27 protein-coding genes and 1 pseudogene are annotated in these 25,760 nt (G+C 69.4%); 18 read left to right on the top strand and 10 right to left on the bottom strand.

Translation table 11 applies throughout. From position 1 onward, the window contains the following. Positions 1-69 precede the first annotated feature (69 nt). The 5 genes from MicroSTF_RS11640 (at position 70) to MicroSTF_RS11620 (ending at position 7,248) form a co-directional block, all read left to right on the top strand. Entirely contained in the window at positions 70-828 is a 759-nt protein-coding gene (locus MicroSTF_RS11640) for a TnsA-like heteromeric transposase endonuclease subunit (RefSeq protein WP_215486952.1), read from the top strand. Between the two features lie 34 nt (positions 829-862). After that, on the top strand, positions 863-3,013 hold the full coding sequence (locus MicroSTF_RS11635) for an integrase (RefSeq protein WP_299985433.1): 2,151 nt from the start codon (positions 863-865) through the stop codon (positions 3,011-3,013). Further along, entirely contained in the window at positions 3,010-4,188 is a 1,179-nt protein-coding gene (locus MicroSTF_RS11630) for an AAA family ATPase (RefSeq protein WP_299985435.1), read from the top strand. The genes MicroSTF_RS11635 and MicroSTF_RS11630 overlap by 4 nt, the downstream gene beginning before the upstream one ends. Next, entirely contained in the window at positions 4,188-6,659 is a 2,472-nt protein-coding gene (locus tag MicroSTF_RS11625; protein ID WP_322955753.1) for a TniQ family protein, read from the top strand. Before MicroSTF_RS11630 ends, MicroSTF_RS11625 begins: the two co-directional genes overlap by 1 nt. Before the next feature lie 133 nt (positions 6,660-6,792). Next, the gene (locus tag MicroSTF_RS11620) at positions 6,793-7,248 is read left to right on the top strand and encodes a hypothetical protein (protein ID WP_147251391.1); all 456 of its coding nucleotides are present in this window, start codon (positions 6,793-6,795) and stop codon (positions 7,246-7,248) included. Here the strand turns inward: MicroSTF_RS11620 and MicroSTF_RS11615 are convergent. From MicroSTF_RS11615 to MicroSTF_RS11605, 4 genes are all read right to left on the bottom strand, one after another. After that, positions 7,193-7,978, bottom strand: a complete 786-nt coding sequence (locus tag MicroSTF_RS11615) for a hypothetical protein (RefSeq protein WP_322955749.1) — start codon at positions 7,976-7,978, stop codon at positions 7,193-7,195. The two genes, MicroSTF_RS11620 and MicroSTF_RS11615, sit on opposite strands and share 56 nt — an antisense overlap. A gap of 77 nt (positions 7,979-8,055) precedes the next feature. Continuing rightward, on the bottom strand, positions 8,056-8,496 hold the full coding sequence (locus tag MicroSTF_RS11610) for a zinc ABC transporter ATPase (protein WP_322955746.1): 441 nt from the start codon (positions 8,494-8,496) through the stop codon (positions 8,056-8,058). A 105-nt stretch (positions 8,497-8,601) separates the two neighbouring features. Further along, the gene (locus MicroSTF_RS19215) at positions 8,602-8,688 is read right to left on the bottom strand and encodes a hypothetical protein (RefSeq protein WP_349885370.1); all 87 of its coding nucleotides are present in this window, start codon (positions 8,686-8,688) and stop codon (positions 8,602-8,604) included. Then, a complete protein-coding gene (locus MicroSTF_RS11605; RefSeq protein ID WP_322955743.1) occupies positions 8,685-9,002 on the bottom strand; it encodes a LuxR C-terminal-related transcriptional regulator in 318 nt (105 codons plus the stop codon). The genes MicroSTF_RS19215 and MicroSTF_RS11605 overlap by 4 nt, the downstream gene beginning before the upstream one ends. A gap of 26 nt (positions 9,003-9,028) precedes the next feature. On the opposite strand from MicroSTF_RS11605, the gene MicroSTF_RS11600 reads away from it, so the two are divergent. The 3 genes from MicroSTF_RS11600 to MicroSTF_RS11590 all read left to right on the top strand — a co-directional run bounded on the left by MicroSTF_RS11600 (position 9,029) and on the right by MicroSTF_RS11590 (position 11,642). After that, complete coding sequence (locus tag MicroSTF_RS11600; protein ID WP_275587390.1) at positions 9,029-9,355, top strand: tyrosine-type recombinase/integrase; 327 nt, start codon at positions 9,029-9,031, stop codon at positions 9,353-9,355. After that, positions 9,345-9,680 carry a helix-turn-helix domain-containing protein gene (locus tag MicroSTF_RS11595; RefSeq protein ID WP_060960789.1) on the top strand — a complete coding sequence of 112 codons (336 nt, stop codon included), beginning with the start codon at positions 9,345-9,347 and terminating at the stop codon, positions 9,678-9,680. Before MicroSTF_RS11600 ends, MicroSTF_RS11595 begins: the two co-directional genes overlap by 11 nt. Before the next feature lie 732 nt (positions 9,681-10,412). Beyond that, positions 10,413-11,642, top strand: coding sequence for a hypothetical protein (locus MicroSTF_RS11590; protein WP_223849007.1), 1,230 nt, complete (start codon positions 10,413-10,415; stop codon positions 11,640-11,642). A gap of 74 nt (positions 11,643-11,716) precedes the next feature. On the opposite strand, the gene MicroSTF_RS11585 is transcribed toward MicroSTF_RS11590, so the two are convergent. Further along, on the bottom strand, positions 11,717-12,106 hold the full coding sequence (locus tag MicroSTF_RS11585; protein ID WP_017828519.1) for a heavy metal-responsive transcriptional regulator: 390 nt from the start codon (positions 12,104-12,106) through the stop codon (positions 11,717-11,719). A gap of 114 nt (positions 12,107-12,220) precedes the next feature. On the opposite strand from MicroSTF_RS11585, the gene merA reads away from it, so the two are divergent. Together merA and merB are read left to right on the top strand one after the other, a co-directional pair. Then, entirely contained in the window at positions 12,221-13,645 is a 1,425-nt protein-coding gene (gene merA / locus MicroSTF_RS11580; RefSeq protein WP_036286088.1) for a mercury(II) reductase, read from the top strand. After that, positions 13,555-14,052, top strand: coding sequence for an organomercurial lyase (gene merB, locus MicroSTF_RS11575; protein ID WP_082829205.1), 498 nt, complete (start codon positions 13,555-13,557; stop codon positions 14,050-14,052). The genes merA and merB overlap by 91 nt, the downstream gene beginning before the upstream one ends. A gap of 503 nt (positions 14,053-14,555) precedes the next feature. Here the strand turns inward: merB and MicroSTF_RS11570 are convergent. The 5 genes and pseudogenes from MicroSTF_RS11570 to MicroSTF_RS11550 all read right to left on the bottom strand — a co-directional run bounded on the left by MicroSTF_RS11570 (position 14,556) and on the right by MicroSTF_RS11550 (position 19,676). Further along, positions 14,556-16,469 (bottom strand): cation-translocating P-type ATPase, encoded by a 1,914-nt coding sequence (locus MicroSTF_RS11570; RefSeq protein ID WP_322955735.1) that lies wholly within the window; start codon positions 16,467-16,469, stop codon positions 14,556-14,558. Continuing rightward, positions 16,466-16,825, bottom strand: a complete 360-nt coding sequence (gene cmtR, locus MicroSTF_RS11565) for a Cd(II)/Pb(II)-sensing metalloregulatory transcriptional regulator CmtR (protein WP_060960787.1) — start codon at positions 16,823-16,825, stop codon at positions 16,466-16,468. Before cmtR ends, MicroSTF_RS11570 begins: the two co-directional genes overlap by 4 nt. Before the next feature lie 77 nt (positions 16,826-16,902). Beyond that, a pseudogene (locus tag MicroSTF_RS11560) lies at positions 16,903-17,394 on the bottom strand (type II glyceraldehyde-3-phosphate dehydrogenase); the annotation flags it as partial. Positions 17,395-17,433: 39 nt separating this feature from the next. Then, positions 17,434-19,089 carry an ABC1 kinase family protein gene (locus MicroSTF_RS11555; protein WP_036286080.1) on the bottom strand — a complete coding sequence of 552 codons (1,656 nt, stop codon included), beginning with the start codon at positions 19,087-19,089 and terminating at the stop codon, positions 17,434-17,436. After that, the gene (locus MicroSTF_RS11550; RefSeq protein WP_036286077.1) at positions 19,089-19,676 is read right to left on the bottom strand and encodes an AAA family ATPase; all 588 of its coding nucleotides are present in this window, start codon (positions 19,674-19,676) and stop codon (positions 19,089-19,091) included. Before MicroSTF_RS11550 ends, MicroSTF_RS11555 begins: the two co-directional genes overlap by 1 nt. Before the next feature lie 60 nt (positions 19,677-19,736). On the opposite strand from MicroSTF_RS11550, the gene MicroSTF_RS11545 reads away from it, so the two are divergent. From MicroSTF_RS11545 to MicroSTF_RS11510, 8 genes are all read left to right on the top strand, one after another. Then, positions 19,737-20,021, top strand: a complete 285-nt coding sequence (locus MicroSTF_RS11545) for a metal-sensitive transcriptional regulator (protein ID WP_005049572.1) — start codon at positions 19,737-19,739, stop codon at positions 20,019-20,021. A gap of 46 nt (positions 20,022-20,067) precedes the next feature. Next, positions 20,068-20,427, top strand: coding sequence for a heavy-metal-associated domain-containing protein (locus tag MicroSTF_RS11540; protein WP_051498747.1), 360 nt, complete (start codon positions 20,068-20,070; stop codon positions 20,425-20,427). Continuing rightward, positions 20,424-22,703: a heavy metal translocating P-type ATPase gene (locus MicroSTF_RS11535; RefSeq protein WP_060960785.1), complete on the top strand. Its 2,280-nt coding sequence runs from the start codon at positions 20,424-20,426 to the stop codon at positions 22,701-22,703. Before MicroSTF_RS11540 ends, MicroSTF_RS11535 begins: the two co-directional genes overlap by 4 nt. A gap of 25 nt (positions 22,704-22,728) precedes the next feature. Further along, a complete protein-coding gene (locus MicroSTF_RS11530) occupies positions 22,729-23,007 on the top strand; it encodes a YHS domain-containing protein (protein ID WP_005049577.1) in 279 nt (92 codons plus the stop codon). Between the two features lie 30 nt (positions 23,008-23,037). After that, entirely contained in the window at positions 23,038-23,655 is a 618-nt protein-coding gene (locus tag MicroSTF_RS11525) for a hypothetical protein (RefSeq protein ID WP_067165095.1), read from the top strand. 272 nt (positions 23,656-23,927) lie between these two features. After that, positions 23,928-24,548 carry an alpha/beta fold hydrolase gene (locus MicroSTF_RS11520; protein WP_197464332.1) on the top strand — a complete coding sequence of 207 codons (621 nt, stop codon included), beginning with the start codon at positions 23,928-23,930 and terminating at the stop codon, positions 24,546-24,548. 121 nt (positions 24,549-24,669) lie between these two features. Continuing rightward, the gene (locus tag MicroSTF_RS11515) at positions 24,670-24,831 is read left to right on the top strand and encodes a hypothetical protein (RefSeq protein ID WP_322955714.1); all 162 of its coding nucleotides are present in this window, start codon (positions 24,670-24,672) and stop codon (positions 24,829-24,831) included. A 2-nt stretch (positions 24,832-24,833) separates the two neighbouring features. Next, entirely contained in the window at positions 24,834-25,661 is an 828-nt protein-coding gene (locus tag MicroSTF_RS11510) for a copper oxidase (protein ID WP_322955712.1), read from the top strand. Positions 25,662-25,760 lie beyond the last annotated feature (99 nt).

Raw genomic sequence — 25,760 nt, 5'->3', positions numbered from 1 at the left:
ATCGTAATTCGCGAATCTATGGCAGAAGCGTGCATTCTCCCGGACCGATTCGACCCTCACGCTGGCTTCATGACGGCGCGCGAGCAACTCGAGACGCGGGGCGGAACGCGCCAGGCGGATGTCGGGCTGATGGTTCGCAAAATGGGTGGCGAGGTGGACGTTGTTCCGCTGCAGTCAGCTCGATTGAGCGTCTTCGACGCCGCCGTCCCGTGGCGTGAGTTCCGCTGGTACCGGGGGCAGCGGCACTTCTCGGGCAGCTACTGGTCGGCGACCATGCAAGCGCATGTCGGGTACGAGTCGCGACTCGAGTACGCGAACCTGCTGCTGGCCGACTTCGACCCTCGCGTCGACTGGATTCTCTCTCAGCCGTTCCTCCTCGAGGGGGAGGACAAGGGTGCACGCCGTCGCCACATTCCCGACTATCTGATGGTCCACGCGGACCACACCGTCTGCGTGGTGGATGTGAAGCCCGCCGCGAAGCTCACCGTCCCGAAGGTGCGTGACTCGCTGAGCTGGTCGCGGCGCGTGATCGAACCGCACGGGTGGGAGTACCGCGTCCAATCCGAGCCCGATGAAGTGTTGCTGCGCAACGTCCAGTTCCTTGCCGGCTACCGCCGGTCGTTCCAGTTCGCCGGCGGCGACGTCACCGCCGCGCTCGGCGAGCTGAGATCGCCCATGGCGTTCGGCGAGGCAGTGCGCGCGATCGTGCCCGTCACCGGCGGGCTTCTCGCAGCACGCGCGCTCGTCCTGCACCTGCTGTGGGCTCGCCGGCTGAGCACCGACCTGACTCGACTTCTGAGCGCCACGAGCATCGTGACGCGGGCCTGAGATACCACCACCTCAACACTTGAAGGAGATAGCGATGAGCAGCACGTGGACCCTGAAACCAGGCGTGGATATCGTCTACGACGGCGACGCCTGCACTGTTGCGGAGATCTGCGATGGCGCGGTCGTCGTCCGCACTCGAACTGGGCAGGTTCGGCGCCTGCGGATGATCGACCTCCTACGGCCACGCACTGAGGGAGGTACGACACACATCCCCGGAAACAGTCGCAATGAAGACGCGGGTCCACTGGGCGTCATCTGGGCCGATGCCAGCGACGCGGCCCGCGCGGTGTCCGCCGAGCGCGCTGATCATGTGCGAGAGGTCCTCACCGGCTACCGGTCGGGGACGGCCGAGATCGCACGTGAGGGCGAACCGAAGCTCGCCTACCATCCGGAGCGTCGCGTCGAAGAGCGGATCGCGGCGAAGGCGCTCGAGCTCGGTAAGGGCCGCCGGACCGTCGCGAGGTGGGTGGCGCGGTACAAGGATGCCGGCGAGATCGGACTGATCGATCACCGCAAGGCGCAGCCGGGCAATCTGCTCGTCAACTTCGACGACCGCTGGGTCACGGCGGCACGCGAGGTCATCGATGAGCAGACGCCGGAGTCGAAGGTCGCGAAAAGCATCATCATCGCGAGAGTCAACGCCCGAGCCGACCGCACCCACGGGCCAGGTATCGTCGCCGCCCCTTCTCGAAGCGCCGCATACAAGATCCTCGACGAGCTCTCCCGTGGCCGCGCGACCTTCTCCGGGAGCACCAAACGCAAGCGCTCCAACGCGAACCGGCCGCCCGCCCCCTATGGTCGCCTGCACGCCACCGCGCCCGGCCATTACGTCCTCCTCGACACGACACCGCTCAACGTCTTCGCCGTCGCCCCGGTGACCGGCAAGTGGGTCGCCGCAGACCTCACGGTCGCGATCGACCTCTACTCCCGCTGCATCCTCGGCATGCGGCTGACGCCCGGCTCAACGAAATCCATCGACGTATCCGGCGTGCTCATGGAAGCGTGCCAACCCTTCGACACTCCCGCGGAGTGGGGCACGAGCGCACGATGGCCCTTCCACGGCGTCGCCGGTTCCGTGCTCGTCGACCCGACGCGCATCCGCGTCCCGCGGTTCGTCCGTGCGGGGATCCTGCCCGACACGATCATCGTCGACCACGGCGCACCATACCTCTCGGAGCACGTGACCAGCGCGTGCGCACGCCTGGGCATATCCATCCAGCCAGCTCGCGTCTACCAGCCCACCGACAAGAGCCCCGTCGAGAGGTTCTTCCGCACCCTCGACACGTTCCTCCAGGAACTCCCCGGCTATAAGGGCGCCGACGTCGGCGGCCGCGGCGACGACGTCGAAGCCGACGCGGTCTACACGGTCCCGCAGCTGGAGCAGATCATCCGCGAATGGGTCGCGACGGTCTACCACCTCCGACCCCACGACTCCCTCGAGGATCCCCGCCTCCCCGGCGTCAAGCTCAGCCCCGCCGAGAGATACGACCAGGGGCTCGCCGTTGCCGGGCAACTGCGGATGCCGATCGACCGGAGCGTTCTCCTCGAGCTGCTGCCGGTGGTGAAACGGCAGTTCAACCATTACGGGGTCGAGATCCACAAGCTGCGCTACACCGGAGACTCGGTCGCGAAGTACCGCAACCGCGCCCGGTCGATCCACCGAGACAAGGGCACGGAATGGCCGTTCGTGGTCAACCCCGACGACCTGACGCAGATCTACTTCCACGACCCCGAGGACGGCACCTGGCACACCCTCGAGTGGGAGCACAAGGGAGCCTTCGACACACCGTTCAGCCTCGACGCGCTGGAGTACGCGAAGAAGATCGCGATCCGCCAGGGCCGCCCCTCTCAGGTCGACGACGTCGCCGCGCAGCTGCTCGAGGACTGGGGCGCGGGACGCGCGCTCACCCCATCGGAGAGGCGGATGAGTTCCCGCATGGCCGCGCAGCTCAACGAGAAGGATCCCGCGGCTGACGGGGTGTGGTCGCTACGCACCGTGCAGCGGATGCTCGAGGCCGAACTGAACCCCACCACAGATCTCGGACGGGAGCTCACCGGCGAGGTCCGCGACCCACGCAAACGCGTCGACATTCCCGAAACGGGCGATGACGACGACGAGGACGACATCGACGAACCCACGATCCGATCCGACTACCACTTCGAGCCGATGGAGATGATCCAATGACCACCACAGTCCCGGGCGAGCACGACGCGCCTCGCCGGCAGCGGAGCCTGTCGACCTACGAGGGATGGAAGGACTTCGCCGAACGTCCCCCGCGCGATAAGCCCGCGCTGCTAACGCCGGAGCAGCTTGCGTCGTTCGGCCCGGACGAGTTCGCGCGGTACAACGCGGACCGGCGGGCGTGGCACGCGAACATCCTGCTGCGCACCCGGCAGGTGCACGGGGTGCACCTGCAACTGGGCGACATCCTGGACAGCAACCTGCAGGACTCCGACCGGGTCAAATCCGCCGCCGCCCTCGACGCCCCACCGGCCCTCGGGAAGTCGACGGTGGTCAACACGTTCGGGCGCGACTTCCACCGTCAGCGGATCGCGGAAGTGGGCGAGTACCTCGACGAGGATCGCGACATCCTCCACCTCCCGGTCTGCCACATCACCGTCCCAGGGCGCCTCACGATCAAGGGCCTGCACATGATGATCCTCGGGTTCTACGCCCACCCCGCGACCGCGGGCATCCTGCACCGTTCGATGGCCGGCCGAGATCTGGCGCGGGCGGCCGCGGACTGCATCGAACGGCACGACACCCGCCTCGTGATCATCGACGATCTGCACTTCATCCAGATGCGCACCCGCGACGGTGTCGAGGTCGCGAACCAGCTGAAGTGGCTGTCCAACGAGTACAGCGCCACCTTCCTGTTCGCCGGCGTCGCGCTCCGCGAACGCGGCCTCGTCGGCGAGGGCGCGACCGGGAAGGAAGCGGCGATGGCGCAGACGTTCCGCCGCTGGACCGTGCTCAGCCTCGACCCGTACAGCCTGCGCACCAAGCAGACCCGCCAGGAGTGGGACAGCCTGCTCTGGCACATCGAACAGGCCCTCGTGCTCGCGGACGCGCACGAAGGGATGCTCGTCGACATGTCGCGGTACCTGTTTGCCCGCACCACCGGCAACATCGGCTCGCTCATGGACCTCATCCGCCGCGGCGCGTCCCGCGCCATCCGCACCGGCGCCGAGCGGATCGACCGGAAGCTCCTCGACGACATCCGCATCGACGAGGGAGCAGAAACGGAGCGCACCGAGCTGCAGGCCAAGCACGACCAAGAGGATCGGGCACGCCGTGAGCGGCGCCGACGCCGACTGAAGAGCGACGGCGCCGAAGAGACCGGCGAGGAGGCCGCCTGATGAGCGAGACGGCCGGTGCCGTGCGCGTCCTTCCGTTCCGGGTCCGCCCCTTGCCGGATGAGCCGTTCGACTCCTGGCTGGAGGCCTCGGCGGCCGCGAACCGCGCGACTGTCGCGGAGATGGCGTGCGCGCTCGGCCTGGTGGAGCAGGAGGGCGGCAGGGCGGTGTCAGCGACATCGTGGATGGCCGCGCAGTGGGCGACCGAGCTCACCGATGAGCAGGCGTCCCGGCTGGAGCGGTCGACGGGGATCCCGGCGGCGCAGTTCCAGGAGATGACGCGGATGCGGTTCGCACGCCACGCGATCCGCTACACCCGGCAGGGACGGATCAGCTTCCGCTGCCCCGTCGGCGGGATGGCGGGACGGTACTGCCCCGAATGCCTGGCGGACTCCGGAGGCAGGTGGCGGATGTCGTGGCAGTTCCCATTCACCTTCGCGTGCGTCAGACACCGCCGCATCCTCGCCGACAACTGCCCGGTGTGCCACAAGCCACCGCGTCACACCGGGCACCCGCTCGCCGGGATCCCACATCCCGGGCACTGCCACAATCCCGTCGCCGGTGCCGGGACGGGCCCGATCGCGAGCCGCTGCCGCGGCGACCTCACCGCGCATCCCGAACGCATCGCCGCACCCGACCCGGCGCTCCACGCACAGCGCCGAATGATGCAGATCCTCTCCACCGGCGAGGGCCGGTTCGGGATCTATGCGGACGCCCCGCAACCCGCGATCACCGTCCTCGAAGACATCCGTCTCCTCACCCGCGCCGCAGGAGTTACGCTCTGCGATGGCGGCGACCTCGACATGCCAGAGCTGGAAACGGACCTCCTCGCGGCGGTGCCTCGAGACAAGCATGAGTGGACGTGGGCGGGACCGCCCACAGCGGCCGGCGGCGCGGTCGGTACGACGATCGCGATCGCCGCACTCGAAGACCCCGACCGTGCGGTTCGGCTGCTGGCTGGGCGCCTCGCGGTGAGCACGTCGTACACCGGTCAGACGCCGCAGCTGCAGCGACTGATCGCCGCGTCCCTCGGACGCACCCGACGACCGACGCTGTTCCTACAAGCTGCGCCAGCCTCGGACGTAAACCCGGAAGAGCGGGCACGGAAGGTGCCCGCACAACTCTGGGATGAATGGACGAACGCGCTCACCCCACGCCGCATCAACGGCGACGTCGCCGCCTCCGCGCTGGCCGCGGCCGTCGTGTTCACCGGCACACGGCTGACCCACTCCGCTGCCCTCGCCCTCCTGGACTCGACGGCGCCCATTCGTCAGGTCACTCATGTGATGCGCGAGTTCGGGAGGCCGGGCGCGGAGACGCCCGCCCTCGCGGCGATCCTCAACCTCGCCGCCTACCTCGACAGCCACGAGACACCGATCGACTACGCACGCCGCCGCAGACTCGACTGCACTGAACTCCTTCCCGAAGAGGAATGGCAGCAGCTGTGCGCCCGACTGAATGTCCAACCCGGCTCCGGCGCCCGACACCGCCATGCGCGCGCCCACCTCTACCGGGCCATCACCGGCAACTCGATGCGACGCGCACCGGAAGCATGGGACGCGGCCGGGATATCTCCGCGGACGGTCACGACGTTCACGAAGACGCTGCCGGACACCGTGCGCCGCGAGCTGAACGATATCGGCCGCGCCTTCCTGCTCCGCCGAGGGATCGACGAGCCACTCAGCTGGGCGCCCCCGCTGTCGACGCACATCGAACCCGCCGTCCGCAGCGACCCCGTCGGTGAGTGGGCGACGGCCAGACCCGTCCGTGGCGCACTCGACACACCATCTCGCAGCCGCGAACTCATCGCCCAATACGGTGAGGGCGCGACCACCTATGAGCTCGCACGGCGGACGGGAGTATCGCGGCAGACGGTGTCGCGTGTGCTCGCCGACGGCAACAGCACCCTCCGCCGCGGACGGCCCACCACGTTCGTCATCGACGAGGCTTGGCTGCGCGAGCGGTACGAGACGGAAGGGATGACGCTGCGACAGATCGCGGCGCTCGTCGGCTGCAGCGCTCCCACGATCGCGCACCGCATCCAAGCGGCAGGCATCACGATGCGACCCGGCCCACACGACCGCACCCCTCACCCACTGGCCGGCCGGTCACGGCTCCTCCAGCGCGCCCTCGTCGGCCGCCACCCCATCGAACGCGCGCGCCGATTCCTCATCGCCACACAGCACGACAACGTGCGCGCCGCCGCGGCGACCATCCGCACGACCCAAAGCTCACTGAGCGCCCAGCTCGCAAGCCTCGGCGCCGACGTCGGCGGGGGCCTGTTCGTTGCCGCGGCACGCAACAGGCCGATGCGCCTCACCCCACTCGGCGAACGGCTCGCTCGCGAGCTCCATCGCGCCCTCGCCGCCGACCCCCATACCCAGACCACATCACCTACCGAAGAGAAGAAGGCATCATGGCCGAGAAGAAGCGGACCTCCAGTCGTCTGCAACGGGCAGCACGGGAGCGCATGAAGGTGACAGGGGAGAAGTACACCGCGGCGCTGATGGCCGTGACGGAGGACGCCGGGTCACAGACTGAGCTCAGCTCCCCGCCGACCACGCCCGCTGGTTCACTGCGCGCGTCCGTCGACCCCGAGGCGCGGCGGTGAGCCCCGGCTCTACCGAGGATGGCGAGCCGGTCCTCCAGCCCGACACGATGCAGTGGAACAACTCCGGGTGGACCGAAAAGCCGTGGTCGGCACCTCACCTGGCGCCGCTGTTCACCGAGCTCACGTCAGCGAAGAGCGCGCCGAGCTGGGCGCGTCGCGCTGTGAAGATCATCCACCGGTACACCCGCGAGCACGGCGAACCGCCGACGTTCCGCGAGCTGTTCACCGAGCTCGCCGCACAAGACCCCGACTACGCCGACCACGAGGAGGCGTGGTCGTCACGCGCAGTCCGGAGCCTCGTGATGGTGCATTGGCGAAGGCAGGGATGGGTGCGCTACCGGACCGAGACGCGCACTCTCCGATCCGGCCCCACCGCGAACGGCGACCTGTTCCCGGCTACCCGTCCGCCTCGTCGGGAGGGAGCGCGGCGAGAAGCTCCTCGAGAACGATGACGAGCTCGTTGTATCCCTGTGTGTAGAACAGCGCGTCCGAGCCCGGGGTTTCGCCGCCGACGATATCGGCGAGCACGGTGCGCGCTTCCCGAGTTGCGGCCTGCAGTCGTGTCTCGATGTCCGGCAGGCTGCGGATCCATTCGTCGATGACGGTGAAGCGGATGGGCGTGAAGTCGTGGGCGTCGACGCCGACGTGGAACTCGTGCCCGTGGGGGCCGTGATCGCGGGCATGCGTGTGACCGTGCAGCAGCGGAACGCCCTCGTCGCCGCGTGGGCGGTGCCTCGTATGCCGGTCGGTGCCGTGCGAGTCGCCGCTGTAGGGATAGTGGGATGCCAGGATCCGGTACCCGCGGCGGGTGCCCTCGATGACCTCGGGGAGTATGCTCCACCCGGCCGCCTCGTACAGCGGGGCGAATCGTTCGATCGCGCGCCTTGACTGTGTTGCCGGCGAAACTCGGTCGTGGTTGCCGGGCACGAGAAATCGTCGCCCGTTCAGGTGCTCGGTCAGCCCGACAGATTCCTCGATCGGTCCGAGCGCGAGGTCACCGAGATGAAGGACGATGTCGTCCGGTCCCACGACCTCGTTCCACCGTCGCACCAGCTCCGCGTTCATCTCTTCCACGGTCGCGAACGGGCGGTCGGCGAGTTCGCTGATCCGTGCGTGGCTGAAGTGCTGGTCCGAGGTGACGAAGTCCACCTGGTCGAAGTCAAACCACGGATACTGGCTCACACCGGCCTCCTTCGATGAGCGTGGCCCTCGAGAAATCTAGGGATATCTATCGTTTCGCTAGACGGGTGTAGATGTTCCTAGAGATCATCGAGGTCGACCCCGAAGCGCGCCGCCAGATCCTCGAGCGGTTCACCGCTCATGCCATCCCGCTCACGCACCACCCGCTCGACCTCGCGGTCGTCGATTGCTTTGACCAGCTCCTCGAGTACTCGGTCGATGTCGCCGCCGTTCGCGGCGGCGACTCGCGCCACTTCCCTTGCCGCGTCAGCGAGCGTGTAGAGACGCTCCCAGGGGTGGTCTCCGTGACGGGCGATCGCGACGGTCTCACGAGTGTAGGAGCGGTCGTCCCCGGCGACGAGCCAGCGTTCCTCGCCCTCAGCGGTGATGAAGAAATCGACCACACACTCACCGCACGGCATCTTGTAGACGCCCGGTTCGGTGGGCGCCGCCTCGGTCGCACGCGTGATCATCTCGCGGATGACGCCTTCCCAATCGACCGCCGGTTCATCGTCGCCCATGGTGACCTCCCGAAGTAGAACAGAGAAGTGTCTCACTTCGGCACCGCGGCGTCTAGGGCTCAGCCCCGTCGCGTTCGCGCATCAGTTCGCTTGACCACCGATGGTCTACCCGAGCTGGTGGGCAAGAATCACAGCCTGCACGCGGTCGCGGACGCCGAGCTTGGCGAAGATTCGGTTGATATGCGTCTTCACCGTTGCGGGTGATGCAGTGCCTGGCTGATCTCGCCGTTGGAGAGGCCGAGCGCGATCGCGTTGAAAACGTCGCGTTCTCGGGGGGACAGAACCGAGAGGCCCTGTCCGCCCGGGACGGGCTGGTCGCGGCCGGTGTAGGCGTCGATGAGCTGCCGTGTGATGCGGGGCGTCACGATGGCATCGCCTCGAGCGACGACGCGTACGGCGTCCACGAGTTCTTGGTGTGTCGCAGTTTTGAAGAGGAACGCACTCGCCCCCGCGCGGAGTGCCCCGAAGGCGTACTCGTCCAAGTCGAACGTCGTGAGTACGATCACGCGGCTCCGCAGCCCGCCGTCGACAATTGCGCGGGTGGCGTGGATACCGTCTTGACGCGCTGTGGGTGACGGAACGCCGCACCCGACTGTCGGCCGGCTATCTCGACCGGCGGTTCGCGGAGCTGCGGGACGAGGCCGGCTTGTCAAAGGCCCTGACTCTGCACAGCCTCCGGCATTCGTACGTGACGCACCTGCTCGAGTTCGGCTACGCCGACCGATTCGTCCAGGAGCAGGTCGGGCACATGCATGCTTCGACGACCTCGATCTACGCCTCCGTCAGCTCGGACTTCAAGAACCGGGTACTCGCGGACGCATTGAAGGCCCTCATCGAAGGAGAAGCAGATGACCGTTGAGCTCGAGACCGCATGGAGCCTCCGCAGCGTGATGGCCTCGCGCGGGATCTTCCAGACCTCCAAGCTGAAGCCGTTGCTCGAGGAGCGGGGCGTCGACCTGTCCCGGGAACAGGTGTACCGACTGGTGACGCAAGCACCGCAGCGGGTTCGCATCGACGTGCTCGCCGCGCTGTGCGACGCGTTGGAGTGCTCGCTCGACGACCTCGTGCAGGTCACCCGCCGGGAGGCTGCGGCCCCGGTCGCGGTGGGTGAAGAGGCGACGCGGGGTGCGATCGGCGATCTGCGGCCCGTGCGGGCCACGATCCGTCGCCCGCGCTCGAAGTAGGCCGCGGTGGCGAAGCCTCCGCAGGAGCCCAGGGTTGCTGAGGTCGCCGGGCTCGTCCACGCGATCGCGCCGGAGATCCCGGTGGAGCGCCTTGTTGAGATCGTGGCTGAAGTCGCACCCGTGCCGCTCACCCAACGGCGTCTCGAACTCGCGCTCCTCAAACAACCTGGAGTCCTCGAAGGGCGACACCGGAACGTACCGGTGACGGTGCAGGATCTGGCCCACGCTCTCGTGAACGAGGGTGCCGGGCGGGTCGTCTTGCCCACATGCGATTCCTGTGGACGTGCCGTTCGGATGCCTCACAAGACGCAGACCGGCGGTCGCCACTGCTCGCGCTGTGAACGGAATGCCCGATCGGTCGCGTGTGCCAGATGCGGACGAGTTCAGCCCGTGCAGCGCACCGTCGATGGGCAACGGTTCTGCCGGGACTGCTGGCGAGCCGATCCGCGGTCGTTCGGCGACTGCTCGCGATGCGGGCAGAACGCCACGATTATCGTCCGTCGCCCCGCGCTCGTCTGTCTCGCGTGCTACACCGCGCCGGTCAAGATGTGCGAGCTCTGCGGGGAGCCGGGCCGCGTAGCGACGCACCTGGACGGCCGACGGGTCTGCGCCCGCTGCTACTACGCGATGCGACGCCCCCAGCCGTGCCCGGAGTGCGGGCGGAAGGTGTTCCTCACTGGCTTCATGAATGGGCACAAGGTCTGCGCCGAGTGCGCAGGAGCTCCCGTGACGATGGCATGCCCGGGATGCGGGACGATCGAAGAGGTGCGCAAGCACCGGCTATGCGTAGAGTGCCGGCGACCTATCGCCATCCAGCAACTGCTTGCTGACGACAGCGGAGAGATCCGCCCCGAGCTGCACCCGCTCGCGGAGTATCTGGTGACGCACCACGGCAGTGCGATCTCCCTCGAGCGGTGGCTGTACAAGAGCCGCTGTGCGGTCGTCCTCCGTGAGCTCGCCGATGGCACGCTGCCCCTCACCGCGGACGCGATCATGACCAGAGCGCACGCCGGCCAGTCCGTGGCATTCCTGCTCTCGCTCCTCATCCGCTCAGGCGTGCTGCCCGATTTCGACATCCAAGCGGCGAGGTTCGAGCACTGGTTCCAACGGTGGCTTCCGACCGTCCCCCATCCCGAGGACCGGCTCCTCCTACGGCGGTACTGCACCTGGGAGCTGCTGCCGTCGGGCAGATCACTCAGGGGCAGACCAGCTACGGCCGTCCGATCCGGCTCCACCTATCAGAAGGTGCGTGCGGCGCTGAAGCGGTGCGCGGCCCTCCTGCAGCAGATCCGCGCGAGCGGCGAAACGCTGACGACATACCCGCAGCGATCTCTCGACGGCTTCCTCACCGGTTCGCCCTCACAACGGGATGCCCTCGCGCCGTTCACCCGGTGGCTGCGACGGCACCGCCTGAGCCGCCTCCGGGTCGAGTTCCGCAGCCATCGCCTCGAAGGGCGCGACTACGCCGCCGACCATCGGTGGACGATGGCACGCGCGTTCATCACGCGAGACGACATGGATCCCGTGACGCGAGTCAGCGGATTGCTCGTCCTGTTCTACGGGCTCCACCTGACCCGCATCGCAGCGATCACCCGCGCACAAGTCGATACGACCGCGCGCCCCATGACGCTGACGGTCGGAACTGAACCGATCGAGCTGCCCGAAGTCCTCGCCGAAGCAATGGTCCAGCTGCTCGACGGCAACCGCTCCGACACTTGGCTCTTCCCGGGCAGGAACCCGGGCCGACCGATCACCCCCGGGCCGCTCAGCCGTCGACTCCGTCAAGAAGGACTCCTCGCCGGCAGCGCTCGTGTCACCGCGCTGATGGACCTCACCCGACAACTGCATCCTCGAATCGTGTCCGACCTGCTCGGCATCACGGCGTCATCAGCTGCCGCCTGGGCACGCCTCTCCGGGGGCGAATGGTCCGACTATCCCGCGCTGCGCTCAACCTCGACCTGAGCACCAATGGCCTCCCGCTACGCTTGCGCCTCCAGTGGGACTGCCTGAATTATCGGACAGACCCCCGGGCTTGGCTACAGATAGCGGCAGACCTGATCCGAGCTGCACGTGTCGGGCTCGACGTGCTCGGCCTGGTCGCGGAGCCCGGCGAGGGTGTCGCGCAGGTCGTGGAGCTGCCTGAGCTGCTGGTCGATATCGGTGAGGCGTGCGTCGAGGAGGTCGCGGACGTGGCTGCAGGGCGCTTGGCCGTGGTCGCGGATGTGGAGGATCTGCTGGATCTGGGCGAGGGTGAGTCCAGCGGCTTGGCCGCGGTGGATGAAGTCGATTCGGGCGATGGTCTCGGCGGTGTAGTTGCGGTAGCCGCTGGGCGTGCGCCCGGCCGGCGGCAGGAGCCCCTGGTCCTCGTAGAACCGCAACGTCTTCGCCGTGGTGCCGGCCGCGTCGGCGAGCTCTCCGATCCGCATTCCCCGCCCCCCTTTTCGCTGGTCGCAAATTTCGTGCTTGACCTTCCCCTGTGGTGGAAGGTTCATGATGAGTGTATCAGCGGGATGTTCCAAGATGTCCAGGGAGGAATAAGGATGCCATCGAGGTTTGATCTGGCCGTGATTGGGTCGGGTGGCGCGGCATTCGCCGCGGCGATCCGCGCCACCACACTGGGAAAGTCGGTGGTGATGATCGAGCGCGGCACGTTGGGCGGCACGTGCGTGAACACGGGGTGCGTTCCGTCCAAGGCGCTGCTCGCGGCCGCCGAGGCCCGCCACGTGGCCGCGGATGCGGGCTCCCGGTTCCCGGGGATCGCCGCCACCGCTGGCCCGGTAGACATGCACGGGCTGGTGGGTGGCAAGCAGGACCTGGTCGAGGCGATGCGGAGTGAGAAGTACATCGACGTGGCAGAAGCCTACGGCTGGCCGGTCCGCCAGGGCGAGGCGGCGTTCGCCGGCACGCCGGATGCGTCGGTCCTCGAGGTCACCGCCGCGGACGGCACCGTCGAAACCATCGAGGCCGCCCACTACCTCATCGCCACAGGCTCCCGCCCGTGGGCTCCTGCCATCGAGGGGCTGGACGGCGTCGACTTTCTCACCTCGACGTCGGCGATGGAGCTGTCCGAGGTGCCTGACTCGCTGCTGGTGCTCGGCGGGGGCTATGTGGCGCTGGAGATGGCACAGTTGTTCGCCCGGCTCGGCTCGAAGGTGACTCTGCTGGTGAGGTCCCGGCTGGCGTCGAAGGAGGAGCCGGAAGTCTCCAAGGCGTTGCAGGAAATCTTCGCCGACGAGGGCATCCGAGTGGTCCGCCGCGCCATCCCCACCCGCGTCACCCGCGACCCGGGCACCGGCCAGATCGTCGCCGCGGCCGAGGTCTCGGGCGGCGTGCAGGAGTTCCGTGCCGACGAGATCCTCGTCGCGCTCGGCCGCGCCCCGGTCACCGACGGGCTCAACCTCGAGACCGTGCAAGTGAAGACCGGCGCGGCCGGAGAGGTCGTGGTCACCGACCAGTTGCAGTCCTCCAACCCTCGCGTCTGGGCGGCTGGGGATGTCACCGGGCACCCCGAGTTCGTCTACGTCGCAGCCCGGCACGGCACGTTGGTCGCCGAGAACGCCTTCACTGACGCCAGCACGTCGGTCGACTACACGCGGATGCCGCGGGTCACATTCACGAGCCCTGCCGTCGGCGCGGTCGGGATGACCGAGAAGGAGGTCATCGCGGCCGGGATCCGCTGCGACTGCCGTGTCCTGCCACTGGAGTACGTGCCCCGCGCGCTGGTGAACCGGGACACCCGCGGGTTCATCAAGATGGTCGCCAACGCGGACACCGGCGAGATCCTCGGCCTGACCGCGGTCGCCAAGGACGCCGGCGAACTCGCCGCCGCAGGTGTCCACATCCTCGGCAAGACCATCACCGAGGTCGCCGACGCGTGGGCCCCGTACCTGACCACGGCCGAAGGCATCCGGATCGTCGCCAAGGCCTTCACCACCGATGTGTCGATGCTGTCCTGCTGCGCCTGACCGCGCGCCAGACAGCGGATCCACCCCATCAGAAACTGGAGCCTCGCCCGCTCCTCGATCGGCCCGCCCGGGTCGAATCGATCTCCCCGGCCAGCGGCGACACGATCCGCGTCACCGTCGACTCGACCGCCGGTGTCACTAGCGTGGAACCGGCGACCGCGGTGGTGTCCTTGGTCAGCCCCGAGGCCATGCACTCGATTCGCTCCTCGTTCTGCAACCAGGTCCACTACTTCGCTTCCCGCGAGGACGCCGCCGGATGGCTCACGGAACACCCGATGGCCCAAATCCTCACGGTCGCCGATGCCTTCGAGGTTGGCAGCACCCTGATCACCGAGATGCTCGAGCGCCCCCGGACCGGTGCCGACGAACTGTCTGGAAGCTGCTGCGGTCCCGAGACCTGCTGCTGAGACGGCACCACGAGAGGACAGAACACCAATGCCTCCCAACCAGGACGACCAGCGAGGCGGCCGTGGCCTGCTCCTTGGGGCCGTCGCCGCACTGCTCGTGGTCGGCTGCTGCGCCCTCCTTCCACTTCTCGTCGTCGGAGGCACGATCACAGGGATCGGCACCCTCCTCCGCAACCCGTGGGTGATCACGGGCGGTGCCGCACTCCTGATCCTCGCGGTGGTTGCAAGCATCGTGATGACAGCGCGTGCCAGGCGACACCGCCGCGAAAACGACCCCGACTGCTGCCCGCCCCTTCGCCCGACCATAACGAAGACAGACCCGAGGCGAAGGGAAACCGGAACCAAATGATCATGGCCATTAGACCCCGGCATACGGCCCGCCCGATAGGCCCCTAGCCAGCAGGCAAGTCGCCGATCAACGCGCGCGAACTCTGATGTGAAATCTAAAGGTCATCCGCATGGTCCCGGATCAAGCCGTCACGCGGCGGCGACGTCCTGCGCGGTCACGTGCTTGCCTTCCGCGTCGACGCGGCGCGCAGGCCGTTGAGGATCACGATCACCTCGGCGATCTCGTGCACCAGGACCACGGCGGCGAGGCCCAGGACGCCGAACAGGGCCAGCGGGAGCAGCACGCTGATGATCAGCAGCGACAAGATGATGTTCTGGTTGATGATGTGCCGCCCCCGACGGGCGTGGTCGAACGCGCGCGGCAGAAGCCGCAGATCGTGACCGGTGAAGGCCACGTCGGCCGACTCGATCGCGGCGTCGGAGCCCGTCGCGCCCATCGCGATACCGATGTCCGCGGCGGCCAGCGCAGGGGCGTCGTTGATGCCGTCGCCGATCATCGCGACCGGCCCCTTCGCACCGAACTCTGCGATCGCGGCGGCCTTGTCCTCCGGGCGCAGCTCGGCGCGCACGTCATCGATCCCTGCCTGCGCAGCGAGGGCGCGGGCGGTGCGGGCGTTGTCGCCGGTGAGCATGGTCACCCCGATGCCCTGGGTCGCGAGGGTGCGGACCACTTCAGGGACCTCGGGGCGCAGCTCGTCGCGGACGCCGATCGCGGCGACCGGGACGCCGCCGCGGTGGACGATCACGACTGTCATGCCCTGCTCCTCCAGCCCCGCGACCCGGTCGCCGAGGGTCCCGGCGTCGAGCCAGCGCGGGCTGCCGACGGTGATCCGCGCGCCGGCGAGCTCGCCCTCGATGCCGTGCCCGGCCTGCTCGGTCACGCCCTCCGCCGCAGGGGCATCCGGCGCTGCGGCGGTGATCGCGGCGGCGAGGGGGTGGGTGCTGTGCTGCTCCAGAGCGGCCGCCCACGCCAGCGCCTCCGCCTCGCTCACACCGTCCACGGTGAGGACGGCGGTGACGGCGGGCTCGTTGCGGGTGAGGGTGCCGGTCTTGTCGACGGCGACGTGGCGGATCACGCCGAACCGCTCGAACGCGGCACCGGACTTGATGATCACGCCGAACTTGCTCGCCGAGCCGATCGCCGCGACCACGGTCAGCGGCACGGAGATCGCCAGTGCGCAGGGCGATGCCGCGACCAGCACGACCAGGGCGCGGGTGATCCACAGCTCCGGGTCGCCGAGCAGCGAGCCGATGATCGCGACCAGGGCGGCGAGGATCAGCACGCCCGGGACGAGAGGGCGGGCGATGCGGTCGGCGAGGCGGGCGCGGTCGCCCTTCTCCGCCTGAGCCTTCTCCACGAGGTCGACGATCGTGGTCAGTGAGTTGTCGGTGCCTGCCGCGGTCGTTTCGACCTCCAGTGCCCCGGCGGTGTTGATTGCGCCGGCGGAGACGGCATCGCCGGGTTCGACCTCGACCGGGATCGACTCCCCGGTGATCGCGGACGTGTCCAGGCTGGAACGTCCCGTGCGGACGACGCCGTCGGTCGCGATCCGCTCACCCGGCCGCACCAACATCAGCTGCCCGACAGCCAGATCCTTCGCGGCGACCTCGACCGAGACGCCGTCGCGGCGGATGGTGGCGGTCTCCGGGACGAGCTTGAGCAGTGCCCGCAGCCCGCCGCGGGCACGGTCCATCGCCTTGTCCTCCAGCGCCTCGGCGATCGAGTACAGGAATGCCAGCGCTGCGGCCTCCTCGACGTAGCCGAGGATCACCGCGCCGACCGCGCTGATGGTCATCAGCAGCCCGATGCCGAGCTTGCCCTTGAAGAGGTTCCGGATCGCGCCCGGCGTGAACGTCGACGCGCCCAGCAGCAGGCCGATCCAGAACAGCACCAGCGCAGGGATCTCCATCCCGGACCACTCCAGCGCCAGACCGGTGAGGAACGCCACACCGGAGAAGACCGGGACCATGATCCCGCGGTCCCGCCACCAGGGGCGCTCCGCCTCCTCGGCCTCTTCGCCGACTGCGGTCTCAGGCTCGTCGTGCTCGCAGCCGCACGCCGCGCTCACGCGCCCGCTCCCGTCCCGCAGCAGCCCGGCACCGTGCACGAAGCGTCCATGCAGGGCGCGTGCTCGTCCACCGCGAGCGTCACGTCCACCAGCGCGGTCAGCGCCGCCGCGAGGTGCGGGTCCGCGATCTCGTAGCGCGTCTGCCGCCCTTCCGGCTCGGCGACCACGATGCCGCAGTCGCGCAGACAGGTCAGGTGGTTCGAGACGTTCGAGCGGGTCAGCTCCAGCTCACGCGAGAGCACCGCCGGGTAGCTGGGGCCGTCGAGCAGGGTCATCAGTATCCGGGAGCGCGTCGGGTCCGCCATGGCCCGGCCGAGCCGGTTCATGACGTCGAGACGTGGAGCAATGGTCAGCATGCACTGATCATACAGTGTTGACTGAACTAATCCCAGGATGAATAGTGCACCCTGCGACATTCGGCCCTACCAGTAACCCCGCGGGCGCGCAGCAGCAGCCCGGCGTTTTCGAGCGCGCCGAGGACGCGGACGATGCTGGTGGTGTTGCAGGACACCACCCGGGTCAGGTCCCGGCCGAGCGCGGTGGCGTAGTTGGCCTGGGCGACGAAGGAGTGCCCGGTGGTCGAGTGCGCTTCCCCGCCCTGCACGATCACCTTTACTCCCGCCGCCTGGTAGCGGGGCAGGTTTCCGGCGGCGACGTGCTTGGGGGTCGTATCGACGATCACGTCGCTCTGCGCGAGGAGATCGTCGAGGGTTCCCTCGGGGCGGATGCCGGTGTCCACCATGCCGCTGTGCGCGTCGGGGGTGGCGGCGAATACGGGCAGCCGCGGGACGGCGGATTGTATTCGCCAGTCGGTGACGATGTCCGCGACGCCCACCAGGTGCATGTCGGGTTGGGCGTGGACGGCGTCGGCGACCCTCTTGCCGATCACTCCGTACCCGTTGACGCCGACTCTGATCCTGTCCATCTTCGTCTCCTTTCGTGGTGTTCTTGAGCCGTGCGCGGGTCAGGGGCGGGGTCGGCGGCGCCGCAGCGTCCACAGCAGATAGCTGCCGAGGGCGCCGATCGTGCCGGTCCCGGCGCCGATCAGGACGCCTTCCCGGGAGCGCCATTTCGTGTTCCCGCCGACGAGGGTGCCGATCCCGCTGATCAGCGCGGCGGCGATCATTCCCGCGACGACACGGTTGCCGACGCGTTCGGCGCGCCCGACGAGAGGTTCCAGCTCCGTCGCGCGCAGGTGCACCTCGAACCCGCCGTCTTCGAGGAGATGCCGGAGCCGGCTCAGGGTGGCGGGCAGCTCGGTGAGCAGTGCCCCGGTGTCGGCTCCCGCGCGCGCCCATCGCCGGGCCAGAGCCGGCAGGGACAGCTGGGCGCGGGTGAGCTGCTCAGCGTAGGGCTGCAGGGCGTCGAGCATCTGGAAGTCCGGATCCAGCCGCGCCGCGGTCCCTTCGGCCATCATCAGCACTTTGAACAGCAGCGCCGTCTCCTGCGGAAGGTGCAGCTGGTGCTGCTGCAGGATGCCGAGCAGCTGCTGGAGCATGATTGCGAGGCTGATCTCCGACAGCGAACGGCCCCGGTAGCGGGCCGTGAACGCGGTGATCGCCTGCCGCAGCCCTGCCCGGTCGACGACGTCGGCGGTCCGGGAGAGTTCTATCAGGGCGGTGGTGAGGGTGTCCGGGTCGTCGCGGGTGAAGGCGAGCACGATGCCGGCGAGGCCGTCCGTGGTCTGTTCGGTGAGCTCCCCGACCATCCCGAAGTCGATCAGCGCGAGCGCGCCGTCGGGCTGCACGAACATGTTCCCGGGATGGGGGTCGGCATGGAAGAACCGGTTGTCGAACACCATCGTGAGCACGATGTCGGCACCCAGCCGCGCGAGTGCGACCCGGTCGATGCCGGCGGCGTCCAGGCCCTCCAGGTCGTCGATCCGCACCCCGCTCATCCGCTCCAGGGTCAGCACGCGCGAGGTCGTGGTCTCCCCGTGCACGCGGGGAATCCGCACCCGCGCCGCGTGGGCGAACTCCTGCGCGAACCGTTCGGCGTTGCGGGCCTCCTGCAGGTAGTCCAGCTCGGCACGCAGCGTGCGGGAGAACTCCTCCACCAGCCCGGGCAGGTCGTACTGCCGGATGGCATCCCAGCGCCGGTCGGCGCGGTCGGCGAGGTTGCGGAGAATGTCCAGGTCTTCATGCACCTGCGCGACCACGCCGGGCCGGCGCACCTTCACGACGACCTCGGTGCCGTCGTGAAGAGTTGCCGCGTACGCCTGCCCGATGGACGCCGCCGCCAGCGGCACCGGGTCGAACTGGGCGAACACGTGCTCTGGGTCGGCGCCGAGCTCTTCACGGAGCACGTCCCGAATGCCCTCCCACGGTGCCGCGGCGACGTCGTCCTGCAGTTTGGCGAACTCGGCGACCCATGCCGCGGGGAGCAGATCGTGCCGGGTGGAGAGGATCTGGCCCAGTTTCACGAACGTCGGCCCGAGCTCCTCCAACGCGACCCGCACATGCTCGGGGTTCGTGTAGGGGTCCTCCTGCCGGGCGTGTCCGAGGGCGCCGCGGTGGAACGGCACCAAGCCGCCCAGGCCCAGCACGCCGGCCAGGACGCCGAGTCCGTGCCGGCGCAGCACGGCCCCGATCTGCCGGTACCGGCTACTCCCCGCGCCCATCAGCTCACGCCCCTCTCGGCTGGAGTGCCGGCCGATGCTCGTTCGAGGATGAAGTCGACGCGCGCGTCGGGGGCGAGTGCGGGGACGGTGACGACGGGAAAGCCCAGCTCCTGGTACACCAGCCCGAGCAGGTCGTGGATGCGCCGCTGCGCGGCGGGGTCCTCGGTGCGCGCGTAGTCGGACGCCAGCGGGAGCAGGTCAAGCAGGAACACCGTCGCGTACCGGGCGCCGGCCAGCGCGCCCAGCAGGGCGGTGCCGGGGGCGAGGCCGAGGAAGCGGTAGTAGGCGAGCGAGTCCGGCAGAGCACGGTCCAGGAACACGGTCTGTTGCGGGTCGAGGGAGCGTTCCTGCTCGATCTGCATGTCGACGACGGCGCGCTGGAACTCGCTCTGCCGTGCCCGCACCTCCGCGGTGCTGCGCCCGGTGATCCGTTGCAGGTCGATGTAGTGGCGGGCGTGCTCGATTGTGGTCGTGTACCCGCGGCCCCGCAGCAGGTTGACCGTGGTGGTCTTGCCCGAGCTGGGACCGCCCGTCACGACGTGCCAACGGGTGGTCTGTGCGGGCCGCGGCTCCTGGATGCCGGTCATGACCTCACCCTACACCCTGTACCCCTACAGGGTATGGTAGATTGTGGGTGGAGGTGCGAGATGGCACACGGGTATGTGGACAACAAGCCGGCGCTGCTGGCGCGGCTGAGCCGCGCGGAGGGTCAGGTGCGCGGGATCGCGCGGATGATCGACGAGGACGTGTACTGCATCGACGTGCTGACCCAGGTGTCGGCGGCGACGAAGGCGCTGGAGTCCGTCGCGCTGTCGCTGCTGGAAGACCACCTCGCGCATTGCGTCGCGCAGGCGACCGCCGAAGGCGGCCCGCTCGCGGAGGAGAAGCTCCGCGAGGCGAACGCCGCGATCGCGCGCCTCGTGCGCTCCTAACGTCGTCCCCACTCACATCGTTCAACGCTCTTGAAGGGAGCACATCATGACCGGACAGGGATTCCAGGACCTCGGCCTGCAGGCGACCAGCACCGGCGGTGGCTGCGCCTGTTGCAGCCCCACCTCCCACGCCACGGCAGCCACCGACACCGGCGCGCCGGCGCAGCAGACGGCGGCGGGTGAGACCGTGTCGGCGCAGTTCCTGGTGGAGGGGATGACCTGCGCGCACTGCGTGCGTAGCGTCACCGAGGAGGTCTCCGCGATCGACGGTGTCTCCGACGTCGCGGTCGATCTGCACGCCGGTGGCGTGTCCACGGTGACGGTGTCCAGCGCGACGCCGGTGGATGCGGAGCGGGTGCGGGCGGCGGTGGAGGAGGCCGGGTACAGCCTCGCCGCAGCCTCATGAGCACGCTGGACGTCGATCTCGACATCACCGGGATGACCTGCGCGTCGTGCGCGACGCGGGTCGAGCGGAAGCTGAACAAGCTGCCCGGGGTGGAGGCGACGGTCAACTTCGCCACCGAGAAGGCCCGCGTGCACTCGGAGGCCCCGGTGCCGGTGGAGGAGCTGATCGCGGCGGTCGAGCAGGCGGGGTACGGAGCGAGCCTCCCAGCCCCGCCTGTGCCCGACACGGCTGAGCAGACCATCCCGCGGGACGATGAGCTGGCGTCGCTGCGGCAGCGGCTGATCGTCTCGGCGGTGCTGGCGGTGCCGGTCGCGGTGCTGTCGATGATCCCCGCCCTGCAGTTCACCTACTGGCAGTGGCTCACGCTCACCCTGGCCGCGCCGGTGGTGGTGTGGGGGGCGTGGCCGTTCCACCGCGCCGCGGCGATCAATGCCCGGCACGGGGCGGCGACGATGGACACTCTGATCAGCGTCGGGGTGCTGGCCGCGTTCGGCTGGTCGCTGTACGCGCTGTTCTTCGGCGGTGCGGGGATGCCGGGAATGCGGATGAGCGTCACCTTCGTCGGCACCCCGCAGGCCGGTGGCCACGAGGTGTACCTGGAGGTCGCCGCGCTGGTGACCGTGTTCATCCTCCTCGGCCGCTACCTCGAGGTTCGTGCCAAGCGGCAGTCCGGCGAGGCCCTGCGCGCCCTGCTGGAGCTCGGCGCCAAGGACGCAGTGATCCTCCGCGAAGGCACTGAGCAGCGCGTCCCCGTCGCACAGCTCGTTCCGGGTGATGTCGTGGTGGTGCGGCCGGGTGAGAAGATCCCCGCCGACGGCCTCGTCACCGAGGGAATGTCCGCGGTGGACGAGTCGATGCTGACCGGCGAGTCCGTGCCGGTCGAAGTCGCCCCCGGCTCCCGCGTGGTCGGCGCGACTGTGAACACCGGCGGGCGCCTGCTCGTGCAGATCACCCGCGTCGGCGCCGACACCGAGCTGGCCCGGATGGCGCGGCTGGTCGAGGAGGCGCAGACCGGCAAGGCCCAGGTGCAGCGCCTCGCCGACCGGGTGTCGGCCGTCTTCGTCCCCATCGTCATCGTCCTCGCCCTGGCCGCGTTCGCCGGGTGGCTGATCGCGGGGGCGCCCTTGGAGGTCGCCTTCACCGCCGCGGTGACCACCCTGATCATCGCCTGCCCGTGCGCGCTGGGGCTGGCGACGCCGACCGCTCTGCTGGTCGGCACCGGCCGCGGCGCCCAGCTGGGCATCCTCATCCGCGGACCCCAGGTGCTCGAGCAGACCCGCCGCATCGACACCGTCGTGCTCGACAAGACCGGCACCATCACCGCCGGCACCATGACCGTCACCGGCATCCACCCCGCTCCCGGCACCGATGAGGCGGAGCTGATCCGGTTCGCCGCGGCGCTCGAGCACGGCTCCGAGCACCCCATCGGCCGCGCCATCACCGCCGCAGCCGACGGCCCGACGGATGCCGTGGAGTCATTCGCCGCCGAGGCCGGTCAAGGCGTGCAGGGCATCGTCGACGGCCGCCTGGTCGCCGCCGGCCGCGCCTCCTGGATCACCACCCAATGGGCGCTCCCCATCCCCGCCGAGCTCGCCGCGACCATCGCGGCGGACGAGGCGGCGGGGGCGACGGTGACGGTGGTGGCGTGGGACGGGCAGGTGCGCGGGGCGATCAGCGTCGCCGACACCATCAAACCCACCAGCCGTGAGGCGGTCGCACGGCTCCGGGAGCTCGGGTTGACCCCGATCCTGCTCACCGGCGACAACCCCGGCGCCGCCCGCGCGATCGCCAACCAGGCCGGGATCGAGGACGTCCGCGCCGGGGTCACCCCGCAGGGCAAGCTCGACACCATCCGCGACCTGCAGGCCGCGGGCCGGGTGGTCGCGATGGTCGGCGACGGCGTCAACGACGCCGCAGCCCTCGCCGCCGCCGACCTCGGGATCGCGATGGGCACCGGCACCGACGCGGCCATCACCGCCGCGGACCTGACCATCGTCTCCGGCGACCTGATGCTGGTCCCGGACGCGATCCGGCTGGCCCGCCGCACCCTGGGCACGATCAAGGGGAACCTGTTCTGGGCGTTCGCGTACAACGTCGCCGCGATCCCGGTCGCGATGCTCGCCCTGCTCAACCCCATCCTCGCCGCCGCGGCAATGGCGTTCAGCAGCGTGTTCGTCGTCACCAACAGCCTCCGCCTGCGCCGCTTCCGCCCCCTGCCCACCCCGACCCGTGCCGGCGCCCCCGCCACCCGAGAGCCCGCGCCCGTCCAGGCCTAACCATCGCTCGAGAAGGAGACACACCATGTCCCACGACCACGACCACTCCGGGCACGACCACACGCACGGGCACGACCATGGAGGACACGAGCATGGTGCGCACGAGCATCACCATCACGAGCCGCCGGCGGGGGCGACGAACCTGGTGACCTGTCCGGTGATGCCCGGCAACCAGGTCGACCCGGCCTGGGCCGAGCAGCGCGGCCTGTTCCGCGACTACCAGGGCAGCCGGTACTGGTTCTGCTGCGCCGAGTGCGGGCCGCTGTTCGACGCCGACCCGGCCCGCTACGCGCACGCCGCCTGACCGGCCAGATAACCCGGTCGGAGATAGAGGGTGGACACGGCGGTCGCGCTGGTGCAGGCGTACCTGCGGGTCAACGGCTACTTCACCGTCGCCGAATACCCCGTGCTGGACGCCACCGGTCCCGGCGGTCCCCGCACCATCACCGACCTGGACATCCTCGCCGTACGGCTGCACCGCGCACCGGGAGCGTCCGGGACCGTCGACGCACCGCTGGACCCGGCCCTGGGTGCCGGGGGCGGAGCGGACATGATCGTCGGCGAGGTCAAGGAAGGCCGCCCGCACCCCAACCCGGCGATGCGGGACCCGGCCGTGCTGGAAGCCGCGTTCACCCGGTTCGGGTGCTGCGCCCCGACCGATGCCGCCCGGCTGGTCGCCGAACTGCTGGGAACGGGACGGACGGTGGCGCCGGAAGGGCGCACGATCCGCACGGTCGTGTTCGGCAACCCCACCTCCCCGCCCGGGGCGGGGGCGCCGTGGCACACCGTCCCGTTCGCCCGGGTGCTGCGCTACCTCGAAGACCACCTGAGCGCGCACTGGGGCATCCTCGGCCGCACCCAGATCAAGGACGACACCCTCGCCCTGCTGGCCCTGCGGGAGAAGGCCCACCGCGCCGCGACCGGCGCCTCCCGCCAGGGCACGGACCGGTAGGGCGGGTCATGGCGGGGGAGCGTGTGCACACGCAGGGGGAGCCGGTGTGGGTGCGCACCCGTGGCGGGCGCGCACCCTATGCGATGGTGCTGCCGGGCCCCGCCGGGGCCCCGGGTGCCGACGGTGGTGTTCGAGGCGGGATCGGCGGCGACCCGCTCCACCTGGGCGTCGGTGCAGACCCGGGTCGCCGCGTTCACGCGGGCCGTGGTGTATGACCGGGCGGGGCTGGGTCGGTCCGTCCCGGATAGTGCACAGGGCGCACCCTGGACCGGATGGCCGACGACCTGAACGATCTGCTGGACGGCCTCGAGCCGAGCAGCGGGTTCGTGCAGGTGGGGCATTCCGCGGGCGGCCCGATGGTGCGGCTGGCCGCGTCCCGCCGCCCGGACCGGGTGGCCGGGCTGGTGCTGGTGGATCCGACCGATGAGGCAGCGGACCTCCTGTTCGGTATGCGGTTCCGGGTCGGGGAGAAGATCGTGATCGCCGTGGAGTGGGTGCTGGCCCGGGTGGGGATGCTGGAGCGGTTCTTCCGGTTCCTCGGGGAGGGGATGCCCGAGGATGTGCGGGCCGATCTTCACCGGGAGGCGTTCCGGCCCGCGGTGGTGGTCACCCAGGGTCGGCAAGCGCGCACCTTCCTCACCGAGCTGCACGCCTGGCAGGGCGACCCGCCGGCGCTGCCCGATGTCCCGGTCACCGTCATCTCCGGCAGTCTCGCGGACGGGATGCCGCGACGGGTCCGGGATGCCGCGACCGCCGCCGGGCGGTATCGGGCCGCACAGTCCCGGCAGGGCCGGCACGTGGTCGCTGCCCGCTCCGGCCACTACATCCCCGCCACAGAACCAGATCTGATCGCTGCGGAGATCCGCCGCCTCGTCCTCCCACCCGCAGGATAACCCCGGGTTGTCTGGCGGGCATGCCTAGTCAGGCCACAGCAGGGGTGCGCCGCCGCCAGGCGATCGCGCCGGTGAGGGCGAGACCACCCAGCCCACCCCACAAGGTGACAGCGGAGACGCCTTGCCCGATGAGGACGGCGGGGGTGATGCCGGTGCGCAGGTCGGTGTCGGCGATCAGCGCCCCGGCCTGTCCGGCGGGCAGACCGGTGAGGGTGCTGCCGTCGGGGCGGATGATCTGGCTGGTGCCGACGGTGGGAACCTGCCCGCATCGAGGACGGGGTGAAGGTGTTCGAACTGACCGTGTCCCAGATCCGCTGGGAGATCCTCCCCGGCGTCACCGTCGACGCGTACGCATACAACGGGCAGATCCCGGGGCCTCGGCTGCAGGTCACCCAGGGCGACCGGATCCGCATCGACGTCACCAACGAGCTCGACGAGTCCACAACCGTGCACTGGCACGGCCTGGACGTGCCCAACGAGATGGACGGGCCCGCCGGGATCACCCAGGATCCCATCCAACCCGGCGACACCTACCGGTACGAGTACACGGTGAAGCAGTGGGGCACGTTCTTCTACCACTCCCACGATCACGCCGACCGGCAGCAGGCCCTCGGCCTGTACGGGGCGCTGATCATCGACCCCGCCGACCCCGGCCTGCAGCCGCCCGCCGATCACGAGTACACGATCCAGCTGCAGGAGTGGCTGTCCCGGGAGGGACTGACCTATCCGGCGATGCCGATGGAAGGGGGCATGCCGAACTACTTCACCATCAACGGGAAGGCATACCCGGCCACCGAGACCATCGACATGAAGGTGGGCGAGACCCTCCGGGTGCGGTTCATCGGCTCGAACACCATCGACATTCACCCGATGCACATCCACGGCGGCCCGTTCACCGTCGTCGCCCGCGACGGGGCGGCCCTCACCACGGCGCAGCAGTTCCAGGCCGACACGATCAACGTCGGGCCGGGACAACGCTACGACGTGCTCTGGAACGCGCTCGAGCCCGGCCAGTGGCTCATCCACTGCCACATCAACCACCACACCACCAACAACAACGTGGAAACCGACGGCGCCGGCGGCCTGACCATGATCATCAACGTCACCGAATAACCCCACGAACCGAAGAACCGCCGCCGTTGTGGTCGCCGTTGCCGCGTCGAGTCACGTCCGCGCCCTCCGGCAGCACAGCATGCCGATGCCAGGGGTGCC

Origin of the sequence: Microbacterium sp. STF-2 (genome assembly GCF_034650155.1) — a bacterium.
Lineage (GTDB): Bacteria > Actinomycetota > Actinomycetes > Actinomycetales > Microbacteriaceae > Microbacterium > Microbacterium maritypicum_A.
This window is presented reverse-complemented; position numbering and strand designations above follow the sequence as displayed.